21 protein-coding genes are annotated in these 20,672 nt (G+C 46.7%); 13 read left to right on the top strand and 8 right to left on the bottom strand.

Annotation, left to right across the window (positions count from 1 at the left end):
• Window position 1 precedes the first annotated feature (1 nt).
• Entirely contained in the window at window positions 2–1,261 is a 1,260-nt protein-coding gene (locus KD145_RS30905) for a WcaI family glycosyltransferase (protein WP_212003645.1), read from the top strand.
• Here the strand turns inward: KD145_RS30905 and KD145_RS30900 are convergent.
• The 3 genes from KD145_RS30900 to KD145_RS30890 all read right to left on the bottom strand — a co-directional run bounded on the left by KD145_RS30900 (window position 1,215) and on the right by KD145_RS30890 (window position 3,529).
• The gene (locus tag KD145_RS30900; protein WP_249219669.1) at window positions 1,215–1,955 is read right to left on the bottom strand and encodes an FkbM family methyltransferase; all 741 of its coding nucleotides are present in this window, start codon (window positions 1,953–1,955) and stop codon (window positions 1,215–1,217) included. The two genes, KD145_RS30905 and KD145_RS30900, sit on opposite strands and share 47 nt — an antisense overlap.
• 322 nt (window positions 1,956–2,277) lie before the next feature.
• Window positions 2,278–2,919: a cysteine hydrolase family protein gene (locus KD145_RS30895; protein WP_212003643.1), complete on the bottom strand. Its 642-nt coding sequence runs from the start codon at window positions 2,917–2,919 to the stop codon at window positions 2,278–2,280.
• Between the two features lie 124 nt (window positions 2,920–3,043).
• Window positions 3,044–3,529, bottom strand: a complete 486-nt coding sequence (locus KD145_RS30890; protein WP_256441325.1) for a Crp/Fnr family transcriptional regulator — start codon at window positions 3,527–3,529, stop codon at window positions 3,044–3,046.
• Between the two features lie 247 nt (window positions 3,530–3,776).
• On the opposite strand from KD145_RS30890, the gene KD145_RS30885 reads away from it, so the two are divergent.
• Window positions 3,777–4,454, top strand: a complete 678-nt coding sequence (locus tag KD145_RS30885) for a metalloregulator ArsR/SmtB family transcription factor (protein ID WP_212003642.1) — start codon at window positions 3,777–3,779, stop codon at window positions 4,452–4,454.
• Between the two features lie 4 nt (window positions 4,455–4,458).
• Here the strand turns inward: KD145_RS30885 and KD145_RS30880 are convergent, their stop codons facing one another.
• On the bottom strand, window positions 4,459–5,739 hold the full coding sequence (locus tag KD145_RS30880) for an MFS transporter (RefSeq protein WP_249219667.1): 1,281 nt from the start codon (window positions 5,737–5,739) through the stop codon (window positions 4,459–4,461).
• Window positions 5,740–6,140: 401 nt separating this feature from the next.
• Between KD145_RS30880 and KD145_RS30875 the strand changes: the two genes are divergently transcribed.
• Window positions 6,141–6,380, top strand: a complete 240-nt coding sequence (locus KD145_RS30875; protein WP_212003641.1) for a hypothetical protein — start codon at window positions 6,141–6,143, stop codon at window positions 6,378–6,380.
• Window positions 6,381–6,444: 64 nt separating this feature from the next.
• Here the strand turns inward: KD145_RS30875 and KD145_RS30870 are convergent, their stop codons facing one another.
• Together KD145_RS30870 and KD145_RS30865 are read right to left on the bottom strand one after the other, a co-directional pair.
• Entirely contained in the window at window positions 6,445–6,774 is a 330-nt protein-coding gene (locus KD145_RS30870; protein ID WP_212003640.1) for a hypothetical protein, read from the bottom strand.
• Window positions 6,775–6,809: 35 nt separating this feature from the next.
• Window positions 6,810–7,400, bottom strand: a complete 591-nt coding sequence (locus tag KD145_RS30865; protein ID WP_212003639.1) for a hypothetical protein — start codon at window positions 7,398–7,400, stop codon at window positions 6,810–6,812.
• Between the two features lie 293 nt (window positions 7,401–7,693).
• Here KD145_RS30865 and KD145_RS30860 point away from each other — a divergent pair, with 293 nt between their 5' ends.
• The 10 genes from KD145_RS30860 to KD145_RS30815 all read left to right on the top strand — a co-directional run bounded on the left by KD145_RS30860 (window position 7,694) and on the right by KD145_RS30815 (window position 15,161).
• A complete protein-coding gene (locus KD145_RS30860; RefSeq protein ID WP_212003638.1) occupies window positions 7,694–8,554 on the top strand; it encodes an AraC family transcriptional regulator in 861 nt (286 codons plus the stop codon).
• A 76-nt stretch (window positions 8,555–8,630) separates the two neighbouring features.
• Window positions 8,631–8,885 carry a hypothetical protein gene (locus KD145_RS30855; protein WP_212003637.1) on the top strand — a complete coding sequence of 85 codons (255 nt, stop codon included), beginning with the start codon at window positions 8,631–8,633 and terminating at the stop codon, window positions 8,883–8,885.
• Window positions 8,872–9,780: an NAD(P)/FAD-dependent oxidoreductase gene (locus KD145_RS30850; protein WP_212003636.1), complete on the top strand. Its 909-nt coding sequence runs from the start codon at window positions 8,872–8,874 to the stop codon at window positions 9,778–9,780. Before KD145_RS30855 ends, KD145_RS30850 begins: the two co-directional genes overlap by 14 nt.
• 19 nt (window positions 9,781–9,799) lie before the next feature.
• Window positions 9,800–10,393, top strand: coding sequence for a short chain dehydrogenase (locus KD145_RS30845; RefSeq protein WP_212003635.1), 594 nt, complete (start codon window positions 9,800–9,802; stop codon window positions 10,391–10,393).
• An 8-nt stretch (window positions 10,394–10,401) separates the two neighbouring features.
• A complete protein-coding gene (locus KD145_RS30840; RefSeq protein ID WP_212003634.1) occupies window positions 10,402–10,539 on the top strand; it encodes a hypothetical protein in 138 nt (45 codons plus the stop codon).
• A 22-nt stretch (window positions 10,540–10,561) separates the two neighbouring features.
• Complete coding sequence (locus tag KD145_RS30835; RefSeq protein WP_212003633.1) at window positions 10,562–11,347, top strand: AraC family transcriptional regulator; 786 nt, start codon at window positions 10,562–10,564, stop codon at window positions 11,345–11,347.
• 83 nt (window positions 11,348–11,430) lie between these two features.
• The gene (locus KD145_RS30830) at window positions 11,431–11,847 is read left to right on the top strand and encodes a DoxX family membrane protein (protein WP_212003632.1); all 417 of its coding nucleotides are present in this window, start codon (window positions 11,431–11,433) and stop codon (window positions 11,845–11,847) included.
• A gap of 14 nt (window positions 11,848–11,861) precedes the next feature.
• A complete protein-coding gene (locus KD145_RS30825) occupies window positions 11,862–12,215 on the top strand; it encodes a cupin domain-containing protein (RefSeq protein WP_249219665.1) in 354 nt (117 codons plus the stop codon).
• 146 nt (window positions 12,216–12,361) lie between these two features.
• Window positions 12,362–13,975: a class I SAM-dependent DNA methyltransferase gene (locus KD145_RS30820; protein WP_212003631.1), complete on the top strand. Its 1,614-nt coding sequence runs from the start codon at window positions 12,362–12,364 to the stop codon at window positions 13,973–13,975.
• Entirely contained in the window at window positions 13,968–15,161 is a 1,194-nt protein-coding gene (locus KD145_RS30815) for a restriction endonuclease subunit S (RefSeq protein ID WP_212003630.1), read from the top strand. The genes KD145_RS30820 and KD145_RS30815 overlap by 8 nt, the downstream gene beginning before the upstream one ends.
• A gap of 48 nt (window positions 15,162–15,209) precedes the next feature.
• Here KD145_RS30815 and KD145_RS30810 read toward each other — a convergent pair whose 3' ends face one another.
• Together KD145_RS30810 and KD145_RS30805 are read right to left on the bottom strand one after the other, a co-directional pair.
• A complete protein-coding gene (locus tag KD145_RS30810; protein WP_212003629.1) occupies window positions 15,210–17,387 on the bottom strand; it encodes an IPT/TIG domain-containing protein in 2,178 nt (725 codons plus the stop codon).
• A gap of 24 nt (window positions 17,388–17,411) precedes the next feature.
• A complete protein-coding gene (locus KD145_RS30805) occupies window positions 17,412–20,672 on the bottom strand; it encodes a TonB-dependent receptor (protein ID WP_212003628.1) in 3,261 nt (1,086 codons plus the stop codon).

Raw genomic sequence — 20,672 nt, 5'->3', positions numbered from 1 at the left:
CATGAAAACGCCTGCCAAACGTATCCTCATGATCACCTCCAACTACGCACCGGAGCCCAATGGCATCGGCAAGTATAACGGAGAGCTGATCCACTGGCTCGCAGCCAGAGGATATGACTGTACAGTACTGACCACTTATCCTTATTATCCCGAATGGAAGATTAGTCAGGTATACCGTCGTAATCAATATTTTTTTTCAACGGAAAACATAGCAGCAGAACATAAGCCTATCAAGGTTTACCGCTGTCCGCATTATGTGCCGGCACAGCCATCGGGTAAGAAGCGGGTATTGCAGGACTTCTCCTTCAGCCTTGCGGCCTCCGGCAAAATGCTGCAGCTGCTGCTGCAACGGCGGTTTGATTTTGTGATCACGATTGCTCCTTCTTTTCACCTGGGCCTGCTGGCCGCCAGTTATAAAAAGCTACGTCCTACCCGCTTCATTTATCATATTCAGGACATGCAGATAGAAGCAGCCCGTAATCTGGGCATGCTGCGTTCTCCCTGGCTGTTGCAACAGCTGTTCCGGCTTGAAAATTTTATCCTCCGGCAGGCTGATATTATCTCCAGTATTTCCCCGCAGATGGTCAGCAATATTGCCGCCAAAGCGTCCAGAGATGTTCAGCTATTTCCCAACTGGGTAGACGTAAACCGCTTTTTCCCGCTGAAAGACCGCCCTGCACTCAAGGAACAATTTGGCTTTCCACCCAACAGTAAAGTGATATTGTATTCGGGAGCACTTGGAGAAAAACAGGGACTGGAAACGGTACTGGAAGCAGCCCGGCAACTACAGTACCAACCGTTTCTCCGCTTTGTGATTTGTGGGGACGGGCCTTACCGTCAGCAGCTGGAAGCGATCGCCGCATCCTGGCAATTACAGAATCTCAGTTTTCTGCCGCTACAGCCGGCCTCTCATTTTAACCACTTTCTGAATATGGCCGACCTTCATCTGGTCATCCAGAAAGGACAGGCCAGTGATCTGGTGATGCCATCCAAACTCACCACCATCCTGGCGGTAGGCGGTGTACCGATTGTGACCGCCAATGAAGGTTCGGGGTTATATGAACTGATCAACCATCACCAGGTAGGAATTGCGGTGAAGGCAGATGATGCAACTGCATTAAGTCATACGATCATGAAAGCACTAAAAGAGCAGACATCACATATTTCAGAGAATGCCCGTAAATATGCAATAGAGCAACTAGCCATCGATCATATCATGGAACGTTTTGAACGGGAAATGCTGCAGGCTCCGTTGCCCTGATGGCAACAATATTCTGGAAGGAAAAAATTTCATAGTGCGCGGGATTGTATTTACCCAGTGCCTGAAGACCGTCAGGTAACAACCGGTAAAAATCATATCCTGGCAACTGGTCAATAATATCTTTGAAAAAAGTACGGGAGATCACATTCATCTCATTGAATTCAATCTGTATCACTTTCACGATACCGCTGGCGATACAGCTGCTGGCCCCTTTTAATACCGGCAGTTCATGGCCTTCCGTATCAATCTTCAGCAAGGCAATTTCATCAATCTGCCGGGACATCACAAATTCATCCAGCGTAGTTTGAGTAACGGCGACAGCCTCCGCTACGCCATCATGCAGGGTTTCAATTACTTCCCGGTACATACTGGCATGTTCTGATCCTCCCCCTCCGGAATAATCGTATATCACGGTATCCTCCTCCTGATCCCCGGCAGCCATCCACACCGGTATAAAATCATGTTTAGCGGCCATTACTTCCAGTTTCCGGAAGGAAGTCGGATGCGGCTCAAATGCATAGATCGGCAGCTGTACCTGGTATCTGCGCAACATTTCGGAGTAGTGTCCCACATTGGCTCCAATATCGAAAATTACGCCGGATGACAACATGCCATTTTTCTTCAGATGACGGATAAACGCTCTCTCTCCGGATACCCGTTCATTTTCAGAATTTCTGATTCCCAACCCTAACATACTTATTTTATAAACGATGAGATGAAGGCGATAAAAAGATTTTCTAACAAACAAAAAAACAAACAGCTGCTTGCAGGTACGGCTCAATAAGCGCATATGTTTCCGGTATTAAAGGTTAATGAAGATAAACTCTTAATAAGGACAAACAGTTATTCATTTTTGTTCATTTGCCGCTAAATAAAGCAGGCGAAACATTCAATGGAAATGATCAGTGGGCCTGAAGTTGCTGAGCGTGTAGCTAAAATACCGGCCTGCAACCGGGTCCTGTAGCGGAGAAAAACCCAGGCCTTATACAGACAGTGTAAGGCCTGGGTTATCACTTTTATCGCATCAGGTATTGTTGTGTATTAACGATATCCGCATAATAAAACCCCAGTGAACCGATCAGCGCCCGCTGTACATCGGCTGCAGATACTTTTTCATGGTCTACTTCCAGCGCTCTGGTGGCGCAGGCATCAGCGATCACCGTACAATGAAAGCCCAGATCTTTGGCTGCCCTGGTAGTGGCATCCACGCACACATGCGTCATCATGCCGGTGATAATCAGGTTGGACACACCGATCTGTTTCAGATAGTCCAGCAGTGCTGTTTCGCGGAAACTGTTCGGATAATGTTTAGTGATGATTTTTTCACCAGGAAGGGGAAGTACTGATGGATGTATTTCCGCGCCGGTAGTATTGGCTACCAGGAACCCACCTGCAGCATCAGCAGCATGTTGAATATAAATTACGGGAACACCTTCTTTGCGGCATTTCTCCAGTATCCGTCTGATATTGTCTGCTGCAGCATCGGGGCGGAACAACTCCATTTTTCCGCCTTTGAAATAATCATTCTGAACATCAATGATGATGAGTGCTTTTTTTTCCATATTCATTTTTTTGTGAGAAGCATTCGCCGATATGCTGCCGCTTAGCAATAATGATAATAATGCCAGCACGGGCCACCAGCCATGACGTTTGTTCATAGTCTAATGTTTAAATAGTAAAAACTGAGTGGTAAAGCGCGCTACCGCACAACAAAGGTGTGAACAATAAAATGGCTGTCACTTGACCTGGATCAAGTGGTTTGTTAAATTTTTGGAGACCGTATTATTTACGCCGGGATTTGAGCATGCGACTGAAGAAGGCGGGTGTTACACCAATGAAGGAAGCAATTTGTTGCTGGGAAAAGGCATCTGCAATCCGGGAGTAACGCTGGAGGAATTTTTCATACCGCTCCACTGCAGGAAGACTTAAGATATCTGTAATGCGCTGCTGACTAACTGCAAATGCACGCTCCGTAAGGATTCTGAAATAGTGTTCGAAGCGGGGTATTTTTTTAAACAGTTCTTCCCGTTTGTTTTTAGAGAGTAACAGGACCTGTGTTGGCTCCACTGCTTCTATAAACAGTTCGGAAGGTGTATCGAAAACGAGGCTCTTATAGTCTGCCACCCACCAGTCAGCAATCGCGATGGTTAAAATATGTTCATTGCCTTTTGTATCTAGCAGGTAACTCTTGACACATCCGCTGGTGATGAAAACCAACTGGCTGCAGGTGCTGCCTTCCCGATGCAGGTATTCCTTTTTATGGTACAGGCGCTCCTGTAGCAGAGAACAAAAAAAAGACTTTTTCCGCTTCCGTAAGAGCGATATATTTTTCGACGTTCTGTAAAATCAGTTCAAATCCGTTCATCATGCTTCAGCATTATCATCAGACTATAATCGAAGCAAAAATACATTTGTATACTCATAAAACGCTTGTCCCTGTTCAGAAAGCCGGGCCACCGCCTATTCAATAACATTATTGAATACTTTCGTATCTTTGCCGGATAATCATTTCCTGATGATGAATAAACAAGACTTTAAACAGAAGGTATACAGTGAACTGGCCAAAGTGACAAAAGCCTTAGGCAATCCTCATCGCATGGAAATCATAGATCTGTTGGCCCAGGGGCCTTTTACGGTTGAGCAGATCGCTAATTATACCGGCTTATCCATCGCCAACACTTCACAGCATCTGCAAACGTTAAAGCATGCCAAACTGGTAACGGTTGCCAGGGATGGCAATTTTATCCGATACTCCCTTGCGGGCAGCAATGTTTATGACGCCTGGGTACATTTAAGGGAACTGGGGATGTCTTATAACGCAGAGGTAGAAAAAATCGTAAAGGATTTCAGAGCCGGATATGACGATCTGAAAGCCGTGGAGGCCGATGAGCTATTGGGCCTTCTCGAAAAAAACAAAGTCATTTTACTGGATGTAAGACCGGAAGAAGAATACAACCGCGGGCATATCCATAAAGCGCTGTCTATGCCGGTGGATCAACTCGGTGAACATCTAAAAAAATTACCCAAGGGAAAAACAATTGTTGCCTATTGCAGGGGACCATTTTGCGTTTATGCGGATGAAGCAGTCAAACTGCTACAGAAGCAAGGCTACAAGGCACAAAGGATGCTGGAAGGTTTTCCCGACTGGCAGGCTAAAGGTTATCCTATCGTTAGCCAGGAGAAGTCCGGCTAACGGATTATGACAAGATTGTTTCTGCTGTTGTTGTGTTATGTTCCGCCTTCTCTGACTTGCTATGAATAGTTTCTTTCATCCGGAACAAAACAACCAAACCGGACAATAGAGTCAGGAGCCCGGCAATATGTACGGCCCATATCAGCCCGAATAAACCAGCCACAACACCTGCCATCAATGCACCTGCTGCATAACCGATATCTCTCCAGAACCGGTATACTCCCAGGGAAGAAGCTCTCCAGGCAGGATGTGCCGTATCACTGACAGCTGCCAGTAAAGCCGGATATACCATGGCTGTCCCCAATCCCAGTAAAACAGAGCCTACCAGGCCGTCTGTTAACGGTTCAAAAAACTTAAATCCTATTACCACATGCCCCAGTACCTGGACAAACATTCCCCAAACGATCAGAGGCTTTCGTCCCAAACGGTCTGTCAGCGGGCCTGTCACCACCTGACCCACGCCCCATACCACCGGGTATATGGCTTTTATCCAACCAACACCTTCCAGTCCTACTCCTGCTGAAATAAACAATAACGGGAACACACCCCAGGACATACCATCATTGAGATTGTTGACCAGCCCTGCCTGAGAGACAGCAAAAAGGTTTCTATTCTTCAGCGATGTTTCTTTGAAAACCCAGGCTAATCCAGGTTTTGGGACCGCTGTTGTATTCACCTGTTTTGATTCCAGCTGTGCATATTTGCGGGTATCTCTGATGACCAGCACAGAAAGCAACAGTCCGATTATCGTATAGGCGATCCCGATATAAAAAGGTTGTGGCCTTAATCCATACGCCGATGCGAGGTATCCTGTCAGTAAGGCTGTTAAGCCCACCGCTCCGTATCCTGCGGCCTCGTTCAGGCCCATGGCTAAACCGCGTTTCTTCGGTCCCACCAGGTCTATCTTCATATTCACCGTCATGGACCAGGCCAGGCCCTGACTGATACCCAGGAGAACATTGGCCAGCAGAATCCAGTTCCAGCCTGGTCCCCAGGCCAACAGGAAAGGAACCGGCAAACCGAAGAGCCATCCCAATATCAGTACTTTCTTCCGGGTATATTTATCGGCTAGTACGCCCGAAACCAGGTTGGTAAAGGCCTTCACAACACCGAATGCGATGATAAAAGAGAAGACAACAATATCGGAACCTATTTTAAATTCTTCCGTGCCCACTAAGGGTACCACTGTCCTTTCAAGGCCAACCATCCCCCCTACCAGCATATTCAGCAGCACCAGCAGCGAAAATTGCTGCCAGTTTTCCTTTAAGCCCAGTTTAATTTCCAATGTCTTTGTTTTTTGATGGTTTAGGTTAAAATGACTTTTACAAAACGGTTTTCAGTGCATTTACTTCAGGACAAAGGTAAGGAAATACTCAACTATTCAATAATTTTATTGAATAGATCAAACGTACAGAACATGTCATACATATAATATTAATTAACAAATATTTAGATAGACAATAAATAATATATTTATTATAGCTGGATAAATATGAACAAAACAGCAGCTTTATATACCCTGAGTTTTTTCTACTTTGTAAGCACTTTTACTTGTTCACCAGTTGACACTTATGAAAAAAGAATTCGACGGCTTGTAACACCAAATGTGTTTACAAGTGAAAAAATTTAAAGTCTTAAAGACGACCGACCATCGCAGGACTTACAACCTTGTCAGAAAAAACATGTATGCCGCATGCCCTTATTGCAGATGGCATCCCAGTTTCTACAAAGCATGCTCTGACAATCCTTTTTCATGTCTTCATTATGAATGATGATAGATCTGAAAAGCCAGAAAAATTAAAATTCTGGAATCATCCCAGCTGGAAAATTGTTTCCAAAAACAAAAAACAGTGGATGAAGAAAAAGTTTCTTATCGATCGTCAGGTTGGGCCTGATGGGGATATATGGATCCGATATGGATGGTAAGATTTAAAAGAGGTCTTCTCATAAATGAAGTGCCCCCAAAAGTGTCTAACTATTTGGGGGCACTTCATTTAGCAAACTGGCCTTTACCGCCTCTCATATCATTTAACATGATTTTGCAAAGCGCTTTGGATTTATTGGCAGTATCATAGATATAAATTTCGAGATTGACAGCTGCTTTGGCAGACTTTATACCGACGTTTTTTTTCCTTTTGATATAGGTAGCTTCTTTACCATCTTTACCAACGGTTATATTCTCGTACACATACGCTACCTGTATTTCTTTAACATCTTTCAGAAATGCCAGGTCACCTTTAACGATATCCTGTGATTGCGATTTATTACTCAAACGAACGACCCAGCCAACAGTATCAGGGCAAACAATTTTTTCATACAATAAAAGATAAAATGAAAATTTAGAAAAAGAGACAATTAGAAATTAAAGAGCGTGCCGATGCTGAATACATTAGGTTTGTCGTCACTCAAACCTTTCATGTAACTCAATTTTACCTCAATGTTATGTACTCTGCCAACGCCTATACGAAAGCCTGCATTGCCCATTGGTCCGTTAGTGCTGGATTTGGCGCTGGCGGAATAATCGCCTGATACGTTGTTGTAGTAATTTTGATTGCGGCTGCTGTAATGAAAGCCGTAGCCTGCGCCTACAAAAAATCCAAAGCGGCCATCGGCATCCCGGCTGGATCCCCGGCCGAAGTTGGCGTTAAATACCAGTGGGGCGTTAAATATAAAACTGAGATTATTGCTCTCTCCACTATAGGAACCATAGCTGCTATTGTAGCTGCCACCCAATCCTATACTCAGGGGAACACCCAGGGATAAAGACATATTGTCTTGCTCCATAAAGTTAAAACGGGGAGAATAAGTAAGACCGCCCACCGCAAAAGCATCTGAGTTCGCCGCTGTTTGTATAAAAGCAACTACACCTGCACCATGCACAAAACTTTGGGAATAGGAACTAAAACCGGCAATACAGGCTGCGGCTAACAAAAATAATTTTTTCAATGTGATAGATTTAGGGATTTGAAAATGTGTTACAGTTTATAGGTAAATATCTCGATTGACAATACAAGCGCAAGTTAAAAGTTTTACTGTGGCTTTCAGAAGGGGATGAAAAAAATGGCACTAAAATGTGACGCTAAACCTTTCGTGTGACATTACCAGAAAGGAAATTTACGCCTGGTGTTCTCGTTGCGGGTGGCATTCTAATTTATATGGAGGCCCTGTTATAGGGCTTTTTTATTCGCATAACAAATCCGTTCTCCTTAACTTGCATTCCGAAAGGAAACCTGCAAAAAATGAAAGAAATCCCGGTAAGACATATCGCCCAATCAACCAAGGAGACTGGTTCTTCCGGCAGTTTCCTGATACGTGACCTCAGCCCTTTATTATCCACAGCAGACAGGAACTGGCCTCTTCACCGGCACAGCTTTTTTTATATGCTGGTACTGGAAAAAGGCGCCGGCGAACATGTGATAGATTTCACACCTTATCCGGTTAGTGACCACAGCGTTTATTGGATACGACCCGGACAGGTACATCAGCTGGCACTAAAAAAAGGATGCTCAGGCTATCTGATAGAATTCAGTCATGACTTTTATTCATCAATGGAAAAGCCCGCCAGCCAGATCTTAAGAAAGGTCAGCAGCAAACATTTTTGTGCAGTACACCTCGATGAATTCAACAGTTTATATGCTACCCTGACGGAAATTTTTAAGGAGTATTGTGATAAGAAAGAAAGGTATCTGGAAGTTATCCGGGCAAACCTGGAAATACTCTTCATCAAACTGCTGCGACAAAGCCGGAACCCCAAAGACCTTTCCAGCAGCAACGAATATATGCAGGAGCGCCTGGAAACGTTTCGGGAGCTGATCACACAACATGTTACTGCGCATAAGGAAGTAGCGTATTACGCAAAGGCGCTGCACCTGACCACCTACCAGCTCAATGCCATTACCAAAGCCACTTTGAATCAAACCAGTTCGGAAGTTATCAGCAGTCACATCGTACTGGAAGCCAAACGCCTGCTACTGGCCACTTCCGAGCAGATCAACCAGATCGCCTGGCAGCTGGGCTATGAAGATTTTTCTTATTTTATCCGCTTCTTTAAAAAACAAACAGGGTATTCTCCCGAAGCATTCAGGCACAAGTTCAGATAAGTCCTGTTCAACTACATTTTTGTCCTACGCTACGCCCCGACCAGCAAATTACCTTTGCATAAAAGTTTTAAGACTTATGAAAACAAAGGCTAAGTTAATTGCATCCTTCAAGGTCTGGCTGGTCATCTATCCTTCCATTACCTTATTCCTATACTTGTCAGGCAACACTTTGTCGGCATTGCCATTGTATATAAGGACCCTGGTGATGACGCTGGTGCTGGTCCCCTGGATGGTATTTGCCGGCCTTCCTTTTGTGGATACTGTTTTGCGTAATTTTATATCCAAACCCGATGACCCATCTTCCAAACTTCAACAAAATGAAAAACAATAATCATTTCGACGTCATCATCGTTGGCGGTAGTTACTCCGGGCTAGCCGCCGGCATGGCCCTGGGCAGAGCATTGAAACAGGTATTGATCATCGACAGTGGAAAACCCTGTAACCAGCAGACACCGCATTCCCATAATTTCCTCACCCATGATGGCAACACCCCTGCTGAAATTGCCACACTCGCCAGAAACCAGGTGCAACAATACGATACCGTTCAGTTTTTTAACGGGCTCGCTATAAAGGGCGTAAAAACTGAAACAGGTTTTGAAATAGCAGTAACGACCGGTGAAACCTTTCAGACAAAGAAATTGATTTTCGCCACCGGCATTCATGATATCATGCCCGGCCTGCAAGGTTTTGAAGCATGCTGGGGAATTTCTGTACTACATTGCCCATACTGCCATGGTTATGAAGTAAGGCATCAAAAAACCGGCATCTACGGCAACGGAGACAGCGCCTTTGAACTGGCCGCCATGCTGTACAACTGGACCAAAGATTTAACATTATTCACCAACGGTCCCTCCACATTGACTGCAGACCAAATCCAAAAACTGGAACAACACCAGATCAAAGTGGTAGAAAAAACAATAGTGCAACTGGAGCACCGTGATGGTTATCTTCAGCATATCCTTTTCAGCGATGGTAGCAGTATTCCTCTCAAGGTACTCTATGCGCGTCCTGCCTTTGAGCAACACTGCCCTATTCCTCAGGCACTTGGATGTGCCCTTACAGAAGAAGGCTATATACAAACGGATATATCTCACGAAACCACCATCCGTGGCGTATTTGCCTGCGGCGACAATACCTCGCGCATGCGTACCGTTGCCAATGCAGTAGCAATGGGCACCACTGCCGGCATCATGGCCAGCAAACAAATCATCTCAGAAGAATTTTAACATCATCAAAAAAAATAAAATGAAAATAATTATCGTTGGTGCATCCGGTACCATGGGAAAACACCTGATCAGTGCATTTGAAAAAGATCATGAAATAATAAAAGTCAATACCACCGGTGGCGATATTCCCACAGACATCACTTCCACCGCTTCCATCGAAAACATGTACAAGAAGGCAGGTCCTTTTGACGCATTGATCTGTACGGCCGGCCCCACCTATGTTGGCCCCTGGAAAAACATGAAGGATGCTGAATTCAGAAAAGGTATCGATGGGAAACTGATGGGACAGATCAACCTGGTCCTTATCGGTCAGTACTATATCAAACCTAAGGGCTCCTTTACCTTGATTTCAGGAGCTTTGACCAGCGATCCACAATTAAACTTCGCCAACGCCTCTGCCGCAAACGGTGCCGTGGAAGCCTTTGTACGGGCTGCCGCCATTGAACTGGACAACGGAATCCGTATTAATGCCGTCAGTCCCTCTGTGATTGAAAATTCACCTCAGTATTTTTCCTTCTTTCCGGGTGAGATACCGGTAACAATGCGACAGCTGGAATATGGTTTCCGCAAAAGTGTATTCGGGGCCAATACAGGACAGATCATAAAACCATAAGCAAGCCTGTGTCTTCTGAGGACTTTAACAGTCTGTGGGCATACCGTGCCTGCAGGCTGCTTTTTCGTATCGCTGAAGTGGTGGAAAAAAAGTACTTTCGCCAGGCAGGCAGCCAGGGTACTTTGGCCTATTCCTGGCACTTTTAAGAACAACAATTAAAACATATCCATGATTGACATAAAAGACCTGGACCAGCCACTCCCCGATCAACCGAGGCGCATCATGAAATACGTGCTGGTATACTGTTCTTCCGGCAAAATCGACGTATCTGTGGACCATACTGCCTTTACCCTCCGGCCAGGCGATGTGATCACCATTACTTCCGGCCAGATACATCATATCCGAAAAACACCCAAAGCAAAAGGGTTTATACTGGAGTTTACCCTCGATTTCTTTTGTAAGGATGACAGGGACATAGAGCTGATTTTCCACAACGGCCTTTTTTGTCACTTTGCCATGAATGAAGTGATACCGGTAGACAAAACGATCATAGAAACGCAGCTGGGGCTTATTATGGAAGAGTTACAGCAACAGCCTTATCAGCACCTGATCTCCATACATAGCCGGATAACGCTGATACTGGTAGCCATCAACAGGGCCAAGGTGCAGCGGGGTGATGAAATATGGAAACCGGAAGCCTTGTTCCTCCGGTTCCTGGAAGCAGTGCGTGACAACTTTGAACAAAACTATACCCTGAAACAATTCGCCTCATTGCTGGGCACAACAGAAGCCAAACTCAATGAGCAGTCCAGGTTACATGCCGGTAAAACAGCGCAGAACGTCATCTACGGGCTGGTCACCTCCGAAGCCAAAAGGCTGCTGACCTACGGAGACCTCTCCGTAAAAGAAATTGCCTTCAAACTGGGATTCAACGATCCTTTCTATTTCTCCAAATTCTTCAAAAAACAAGCGCAGCTCTCTCCCAAACAATTTAAAGAACAGTACTCCCTGTAAATATTACATGCTTTTTGCAGGATTCTCTATTTTTTGCCCCACCCGGAAATGTCATCTTTGTGCTGTTATAAAACAATCGGCACATGAGATCCTATCAAGACTTAGCAGCGCTCTTACTACGGCTGGCACTGGGCGCAGGCTTTTTATCAGCAGTAGCCAGCAGATTAAGCTTATGGGGGAAATATTCTTCCGGCTGGAGTAACTTTCTGCAGTACACCGCACAGGTCAATACATTTGCCCCAAAAAGCCTAATCCCCGCAATAGCGGTAACCAGTACTATCCTGGAAACCCTGCTGGGGCTCTTATTACTGCTGGGGTACCAGACGATCACAGCCGCCTTTGCCGCCATGATACTTACCCTGCTGTTTGCCGCAGCCATGACTTATTCTTCCGGTATTAAAGAACCACTGGACTATTCCGTGTTTGCCTTCAGTGCAGGCGCCTTCCTCCTGTCCACCTTGCCTGCGCACCGGTGGAGCCTAGACCAGTATTTAAAATAATAAACTTCCAAATCATGAACACAGATATCCAACACTACATTACCAAAAGCAACCACACCGAATGGCAACCACTCATCGAGAAAGGTATTCATTACAAAGGCATTTTTGTTAAATCGCTCCGTTATGATGAAGCCGCCGGTCGTTCCAAAACCATACTGCTGCAGTTTGAGCCGGGAGCCCACTATCCATATCACAACCATCCTGCAGGAGAAGAGATTTTTGTGCTGCAGGGTGAGGCCATCGTGGAACAAACCACCCTGCATGCCGGTGATTATCTGTATACGCCACCGGGATTCAAACATTCCGTTACCAGCCATACCGGCTGCACCCTGTTATTCGTAGTGCCTGAAGAGGTAGAAATTCTCTGAAAATAACCATTTCTTAACGGTCTGGGCTATACGCTCAGACCGTTGCCTTTAACAGATTTCTGTTTTCTCTTTTTCTTCCCTATATTCGGTAAAGAGAAAATCCCCCACCCCGCTGCATTATCAATAAAGGCAAATGAAATGTATATATGACAGCCCACGATTTTGCCCCAAAGGCAATACAACTGATCGATGAACTGAAAAGCCTCTGCGCCCATCATGGTCTGGGCAATGATGGAAATGAATTTAAAATCATTTCACAGCTGTTCCTGTACAAGTTCATCAATGATAAATTTCTGTCGGAAGCCCGCAAGGTGTTACCGGCCATCTCCGAGGAAACAAGCTGTGAACGGGCACTTGGCGCCCTGTCCGAAACCGGGTATGCTTCCCTGCTTTCGCAAACCGGTAAACATACTGCCATCCTGTATCCCCGCCACTTTATTGCAACACTCCATGAAAGGCAACAGGAAAGCGGCTTTGCGCAGCTACTGGATGATACCTTGCAGGAGATCAACCATCTCAACAGCCAGACCTTTGCAGTTAAAACATTCACCGGCAGCCAGATACCTCTCTTTGATGCACTGAGCCGGTACATCACCGACAGCGCACTGAGAGATCAGTTCTGCAAAGCTGCCATCAACAAAATAGCTCCTTATCAATTCGGTGATTTTTTTTCACAGCCATTTGATTTTTTTGCCACCATTTTTGAATATCTCATCAAAGATTATAATATCGACAGTGGCGGTAAATATGCGGAGTATTACACCCCGGCTGCCGTGTCCAGGGTGATCGCGGCTATCCTGGTTCCTGAGCCGGTATCACATGCCTGCTGCTATGATCCCGCCGCCGGTTCCGGCTCCCTGTTGCTAAGCCTGTCCCATACCATCGGAGCTGACCGCTGTACCCTCTACTCTCAGGATATTTCCCAGAAATCGTCGAATCTGCTAAGGCTCAATCTGATCCTCAACAACCTCACACCCTTTATCCATCATATCATTCAGGGTAATACCATCACGCAGCCGTATCATCACGAAAAAAAATTTGACTTCATTGTATCCAATCCTCCATTTAAACTCGACTTCAGCGATTACCGGCAGGAGCTGGATACATCCGAAAACAAGGAACGCTTCTTCGCCGGTATTCCCAAAATTCCCGGCAAGAGCAAAGACAAAATGGCCATCTACCTGCTATTTATCCAACATATCCTGCACTCCCTTGCTCCACAAGGGAAAGCTGCTATTGTTGTGCCTACCGGTTTTACTTCCAGCCAAAGCGGTCTGGAGAAAAAAATCCGGGAACGGCTGATAAAAGAAAAGCTGCTGCGGGGCGTATTATCAATGCCGGGCAATCTGTTTGCCACTACCGGCACACATGTTTCTGTTCTTTTTGTGGAGAAGAACCATCATCAGAAGAATATTGTACTGATGGATGCTTCCAAATCAGGTAACATCATCCGCGAAGGAAAAAACCTGCGTACTGTACTATCAGCCAAAGAGGAGGCAGAGATCATCAGCGCATTTAATCAACGACTGCCGGTGGAAGGCTTATCTGTAGTGGTGTCTTATGATGATATTGAAACCAGTAACTATTCCCTCAACCCAGGCCAGTATTTTGAGATGAAGACAGATCAACAGCAGATGACACCGGAACTTTTCCATACTACACTGCAACAACATGCCCAAACGCTGGAAGAGTTGTTTGCCACAGCCTCCTGCCTGGAGAAACAAATCCATCAACAGCTGGAAGCACTCAAACATGAATAAGGTAAAACTGTGTACACTAGGCACTTTCAGAAATGGCATCAGTTTCGGTAAAGAGAGTTATGGGCCTGGTCTGAAAATCATTACGGTGAAAGACCTGTTCAAAGGCCGGTATGTTTCCACTACCATGCTGGATGAGCTGATGCCACAAGCACTTCCATCACATTACCCCAACTACCTGGTAGAACAGGGTGATTTATTGTTCACCCGGTCATCACTTACCAAAACCGGCGCTGGTATGGTGGCCATGGTGCATCAGCCAGCGGCAGATACTTTGTTTAGTGGTTTTATTATCCGCTTCAGGCCTCATGCTCAAAAATGTCATCCACATTACCTGTTGTATCTGCTGAGAAGTCCGCAGTACCGGAAACTGCTTGCTGACAGCGCGCTGCAAACCAACATCTCCAATGTCAACCAGGATACACTGGGCAATCTCTCTGTGACCATACCCACTATGGCCCAACAGGAACAAATTGTGTCTGTATTATCTGCACTGGATGATAAAATAGAATTAAACATCAGGATCAATACCGAACTGGAAGCTCTTGCAAAAATCTGTTACCATTATTGGTTCGGTCAATATATTTTTCCCGACTCCTTACTACCCGAAGACTGGCATGTACAGCAGCTGGGCGCTATTGCTCATACCGGGTCAGGAGGCACTCCACGATCTTCTCAAAAAACATATTATGAAAACGGGGATATTCCCTGGATCAACAGCGGGGAACTCAATCATCCTTATATCGCCACCACTACCAACTACATCACGGAAGCAGGTCTTGACAATTCGAGCGCCCGTATGTTTCCGGAGAATACGTTGCTGGTGGCCATGTATGGCACTACCGCCGGTAAAACAAGCCTGTTGCGGATTCCGGCCTGTACTAATCAGGCCGTTTGTGCTATTCTGCCTCAGGACCCGCGGTATACCTACTATCTGAAATTTGCCCTGGAAGCTATGTATCCGTATCTCACCGGGCTCCGTTCCGGCTCCGCAAGAGAAAATCTATCCCAGGATAAAATCAGGGCACTGCAAATAACGATGCCACCGCTGAGGGATATACGAAGATTTAATGCGATAGTGGATCCTTTAGTGGCGCAGATTGTCAACCATCTCCGGCAAAATGAGGAATTGGCAAAACTCCGGGACTGGCTGCTGCCAATAATGATGAATGATTATATCAAAAAATAACCCAGGACTGAAGTCCTGGGCTATGTTGGATGTTGGGTTTATAGATGACTATTTTAATGTGATTTTTCTGATTAGGCCAAGGTTTTGTTCAAGTACATAGATATTTCCATCTTTGTCTAAAGCCATGGCCGAATTCTGCGAAGGTGTGATCAGCGCTTCCTGCAGGGTACCGTTTTTGTTACCATAACGGTAAGACTCATAACTGCCGGCAGCTCCTGTAATGGTGCTGATAGTACCATCTACTGGTGATACAGCCCTGATGGAGTAGTTAGAGCCGTCTACCAGATAAATGAGCCCTGTATGCAGGTCATAGATCATAGTACCTGGTCCGCTCAGCCTTCCTGTACCCAGGCCGCCATCCACATAACCATCCTGGAAAAATGCACCCGCCACAACAGAAAACATACCCATCGATACGTTGGCGCGTTGTACTACGTTCGCATCACCATTCGACCAATACAGATAACCGTTCAGATAAACAAAAGGAGCGGAAACCGTGGCCCTGGATACCTGTTTGATCTGTGCGCCTCCCTGTGAGATCATGTGAATACCATTATATTCAGTGCCTATGTAGAGATTACCAGCCGGATCTATGGTAATATAACGGGGTGAATCATTCAATCCGGACATGAGCGTTGTTACCTTACCATCCGGTGTCACTTTACGAACGCTGTTGTTAAAGGCATCTGCCACGTAGATATTGTCCTGTGCGTCCATTACCAGACCATAGATATTAAAGAAGCGTGCAGCCGTTCCCGTGCCATCCTGGTTGCCGCTGGTAGCACTACCTGCAAAATCGGTAACAGTACCATCCGGGGCTATTTTACTGATCTTGTTGACCTCACCAACGAAGACGTTGCCTTTACTGTCAATTACCAGGCCATGGGGCTGTCCTTTCGCTACCGGTCCGGCATAATAAGTGCTGACACCTGCTCTGCGGAAAACAGGGCCTGTAGCAGCGAGACTGCCGGTAGATACATTCAGGTTGCCGGTAGAGATTCCTGTTGGCATGGTTACCGTGAGTGTACTATCCGTAGCGGCGCTAACAGTAATGCTCATACCATTTAAGGTTACCCTGTTATTGGCAGGTGTAGGATCAAAGCCGGTACCTTTAACGGTGATAATGGAGCCTGCCAGTCCGTTGTCCGGCACCAGTCTGATAATACCCAATGCCTGCACCGTATAGGCGGGACCGTTAACCTGCTGACCATTCACGACTATCTTCAGCGGCCCTGTAGTGGTACCGGCTGGCACATTCAGTACCAGCTGCCTTGCGCTGGCATCTAAGATAGTGACTGCTTTTCCATTGATAGTAACCGTGTCTTCCTCCATCAGCTCACTGAAGTTTTCACCGGTGATGGTGATGACACTGCCCACAGGGCCGCTCAGCGGTGCGATCGTAGTGATAGATGGCGGAGGCACCTGCGTGAATACCGGACCAGCAGTTTTTTGTCCGTTGACGGTGAGAGATACCGGACCTGTTTTTACATTATCCGGCACCGTTACTACCATGGTGGTAGCTGTGGCGCTTTCTACCATGGCCTGTTGCCCGTTGAAAGCCACCAGGTTGCCGGTAACATCTGTGCTGAAACCTGTACCGGTGATGGTCACTTTGGTACCAGCACCACCCCTGACAGGTTTAATAGCGGAAATGGCCTGGAAGTTGAAAACGGGGCCTTTGGCGTGTTCCCCGTTGACGGATATTTCAATGGGGCCACCACCGGCATTAGCCGGTATGATGGCTACCAGCAAAGTATCGTTTGAGTTGGATACAATAGCAGGATGACCGTTGATCGTCACCGATGCTGGGCCATCTGTACCGGTGAAACCTGCACCGGAAATATAAACGTTGGTACCTTCCGGCCCATTGGCGGGTGAGATACGGTGGATACTAAGTGCCTGGTAAGTATAGGTACCACCTTTTACCGTACGATCTCCGATGGTAACGGAAATAGCACCGGTACTGCCTTTTTCTGGGGCCTGCACAATCAGCATGGTATCATTGGCACTCATTACGCGGGCCGCTGTGCCGTTAAAAGATACGTTATTGTCTGCCACATTACCGCTAAAGCCTGTACCCCGTACTGCCACTACAGTTCCCGGATTACCACTGCTGGGCAGAAAGTCCGTAACAGACAGCTGCACCATCGCTGTCTTCTGTTCTTTTCTGCAGGCAACAGTCGATAACGCCAACGCATATATCACAAAAAATAAAAATCGTTTCATCAGATTGTTTTTTACTTGTTGACCTTAAAATGAATATCTCATCCCCAGCTGCATCTGATAGCGGGAGTTGAAGAAGTCGACCGCATAAGGTTTTCCCGGGTCGGCAAACATATATACCGGGTAATTCTCCTTGCTCTGACGGCCGGGATAAAAAGGTGTCAGACCTACACTCGCTGTGGAGTTGAAGGTGTTAGGAGAAAAATAAGAACGTCCCCATTCCTTGTTCAGCAGGTTGGTGATATTCATGATATCGAGGGTAAATGTGAGATAACTGCTGCCAGGTTTTCCGGAGAAATGATATTCCTGCGCAAAATGAAAATCTGCCTGGTTATTCCAGGGAGTGCGCCCCATATTACGTTCCGTGAAAGCACCTCTGCGGCTGCGCAGATAGGCATTGCCATCCACAAACCGGTTGAAGGCTTCTGCCTGGGCTGCGGCGGTAATGTTGGCACCGGCAGCATCTGTATAATCCTGAAAATAACGAATGGCTTCATCTGCCTGCGGAATATATACCAGGCTTACTTGTTGTGGCAGGCCCTGGATGCTGTTGTTAACAATGCCATAGGTAAAAGGAGAACCGGACTGCGCACTGAAAAACAGCGATGCACTGCTGACCCATTTTTCGCTCCAGGCCCTGCGGTAGTCAACATGCACTACAAAGCGGTGACGGATGTCGAAGTTGGAGTAAGCCAGGTTGGGATTGTTGGGCTGCAGCGACTGATTGAGCTGCCAGTTGCTTTCCATCGAGTTACGGATACCATTGGAAACATCCTTTGATTCTCCGAAAGTATAGGACACACCGGCATTCAGGCCATTATCAAAACGACGGTTCACACTTCCGCTGATGTTGTAGCGGTAGCCTTTGGTGGTATTGCCTAACTCATAGGCATTGGCAAAGCGGGGATCAATATTGCCGCGGTACACCGGCTGTTGCAGCCCTTCGTCATAACCATAATAACGGGGATCATCTTTAATGTTCACCTGGCGGAATACCACATCTTTCAGGCTTTTGGTATACATTCCTTCCAGGGTGAACTTATATCCTGTTTTAGTAGTATAGTCCAGTGCGAGGCTGGCACGCAACACCTTAGGCATCACAAAATTGTTATCAACTACATCCACCTGTGTTTTACCGGAATTACGGTTATTGATAATAGCGCCATTCTGGCCGATGAAACCACCGATACCGTTACCAGAAGGTTTCAGCGGGTCGGTGCCTGTTACAAATGCCTGCTGGTCTGCTTTCTGGTCGAATGCGCCATAGGTATCGCCGTTGTTGTAATAAGCGTAGGCCAGCCATGCCAGCGGGATACGGCCGGTAAACATACCTACACCTCCTCTCAGGATAAGACGCTGATTACCCATCCAGTCGTAGCGGAAACCCAGGCGGGGTGACAGTTGTACCTGATTGAGGTAGTTGTTCCGGATCTGGTTTAATGGCGTATAATAGTAGGTATTACCGAAATAGCCGTCCTGTAAGGCGTTGCGGGTTTTATCGCTGAGCAGTGGTTTTTCGGGCAACAACGTATAGTCGGCACGGATACCCGGCGTGATCTTCAGGCGGTCTGTCAGCTGTATCTCATCCTGAGCATATACACTGAACATATCTACATTAAAAGACTGCGGGTGAGACTGGATATATTCGCGGCTGTTATCTGTATAGTTGTAGCTGCCACGTACTCTCCATGGATTGTTATGCAGGTAGTCATCAATGCTGAGGTAGTCTACACGGCCATTCCAGCTGTTTACAAATCCGTAGTTGATATGATACAACTCATTATGCGTACCAAAGAGAAACGTATGTTTTCCTTTGTACAGCGTAACGTTATCGGTGATCTCCCAGGTACGTTGCTGCAGATTAAAGATAGCGGCTTCCCTGTCGGTGCCCAGGTAAATGGTGGTACCGGGTGTACGGCCCATGATCTGCACCTGTGGCAGGTTTGGATCTGACTGCGGATCACGTTTGTCGTTCACGACGGTATAACCTACAATCAGGCTGTTGGCCAGTTTTGTGTTGAAGCGGGTTTTCAGCTCTGCCACGGTAGAGGTCTGGTTGTTGGTTTGTTTGTAGGCCATGCTGGTGAAACGAAAATCCTGCTGGTCGCGGTCCATGATGACAGCATTGGACAGGATGGTATTGTTACGCACAGACAGCTGATGTTTTTCATTGATATTCCAGTCGAGGCGGTTAAAGAACTTCTGTGACTGGCTGGTAGCGTTGAAGACACCACCGGTGCCCGGATCAAAAGCCTTACCATAGCGGTCGGCAGTGGCATTACGGATATCCTGTTCATCTTTTACGCTCAGGATCTGAGCTGTTTCTGCCTGACCGGCCATCAGCTGCGTGGGGTCGCGGCGACCGGTGATTTCTTCATTGGTGAAGAAAAACAGCTTGTCTTTTATGATCGGAAATCCCAGGCGGATACCGGACTGATAATCGTAGAAGTCGCTGTTCATGCGGCCCAGCGTACCGGCTTTATCTTTTCCGATGAGTGAGGCATTTCTGCCGAACGCATAAACGGAGCCGGTGAAAGTGTTGGTACCGCTGCGGGTTACTGCGTTGATACTACCACCGGTGAAGTTACCGATCTTCACATCGAAGGGAGCCAGATATACTTGCATGTCTTCAATGGCATCCATGGACACCGGGTTAGTATGCGTGCTGGCACCGGGCATACCGGAAGTACCGGTGATACCGCCGGTGGAAGGGCTAAAGCCGATGGCGTCGTTGTTGATGGCGCCATCCAGCGTTACGTTGTTGTAGCGGAAATTCGTACCCCCGAAAGCGTTATCCTTCGAAGCCTGCGGCACCAGCCTGGTCATGTCCTGTATGCTTCTGTTGACAGTAGGCATGTTACGGAGCTGTGCACCGCTGATGTTCTGGCCGGCACCATAGGTATTGGCCGGTACTCCCTTGTTACCTTTCACCACTACCTCAGACAGTTGTTGTTTGCTATCTTCCAGCACCATGGCCAGCTGCAGTGGTTCTCCCAAACGCACCATCAGTCCTTCCTTTTTCTGCGTGCCCATGCCCATCATGGAAGCCAGTACACTATAGGGACCACCTACGCGCAAACCTGCCAGATGATAACGGCCATCATTACCGGCAATTGTTCCATAGCGGGTGCCGGTAGGTGTATGTATAGCCACTACCGTTACCCCTGGCACCGGCTGCCCTTTGCTGTCTACCACACGACCGTCCAAACGGCCGCTGGTTTCCTGTGCCTTCAGTTGTATGCCAAACAGCGCACACAAAAGGCAACAGAGTATATAAAATTTCTTCAT

This window comes from Chitinophaga sp. HK235 (genome assembly GCF_018255755.1).
Taxonomy (GTDB): domain Bacteria; phylum Bacteroidota; class Bacteroidia; order Chitinophagales; family Chitinophagaceae; genus Chitinophaga.
The sequence above is the reverse complement of the archived record's forward strand: the minus strand, read 5'-3'. Positions and strand labels throughout refer to the sequence as shown.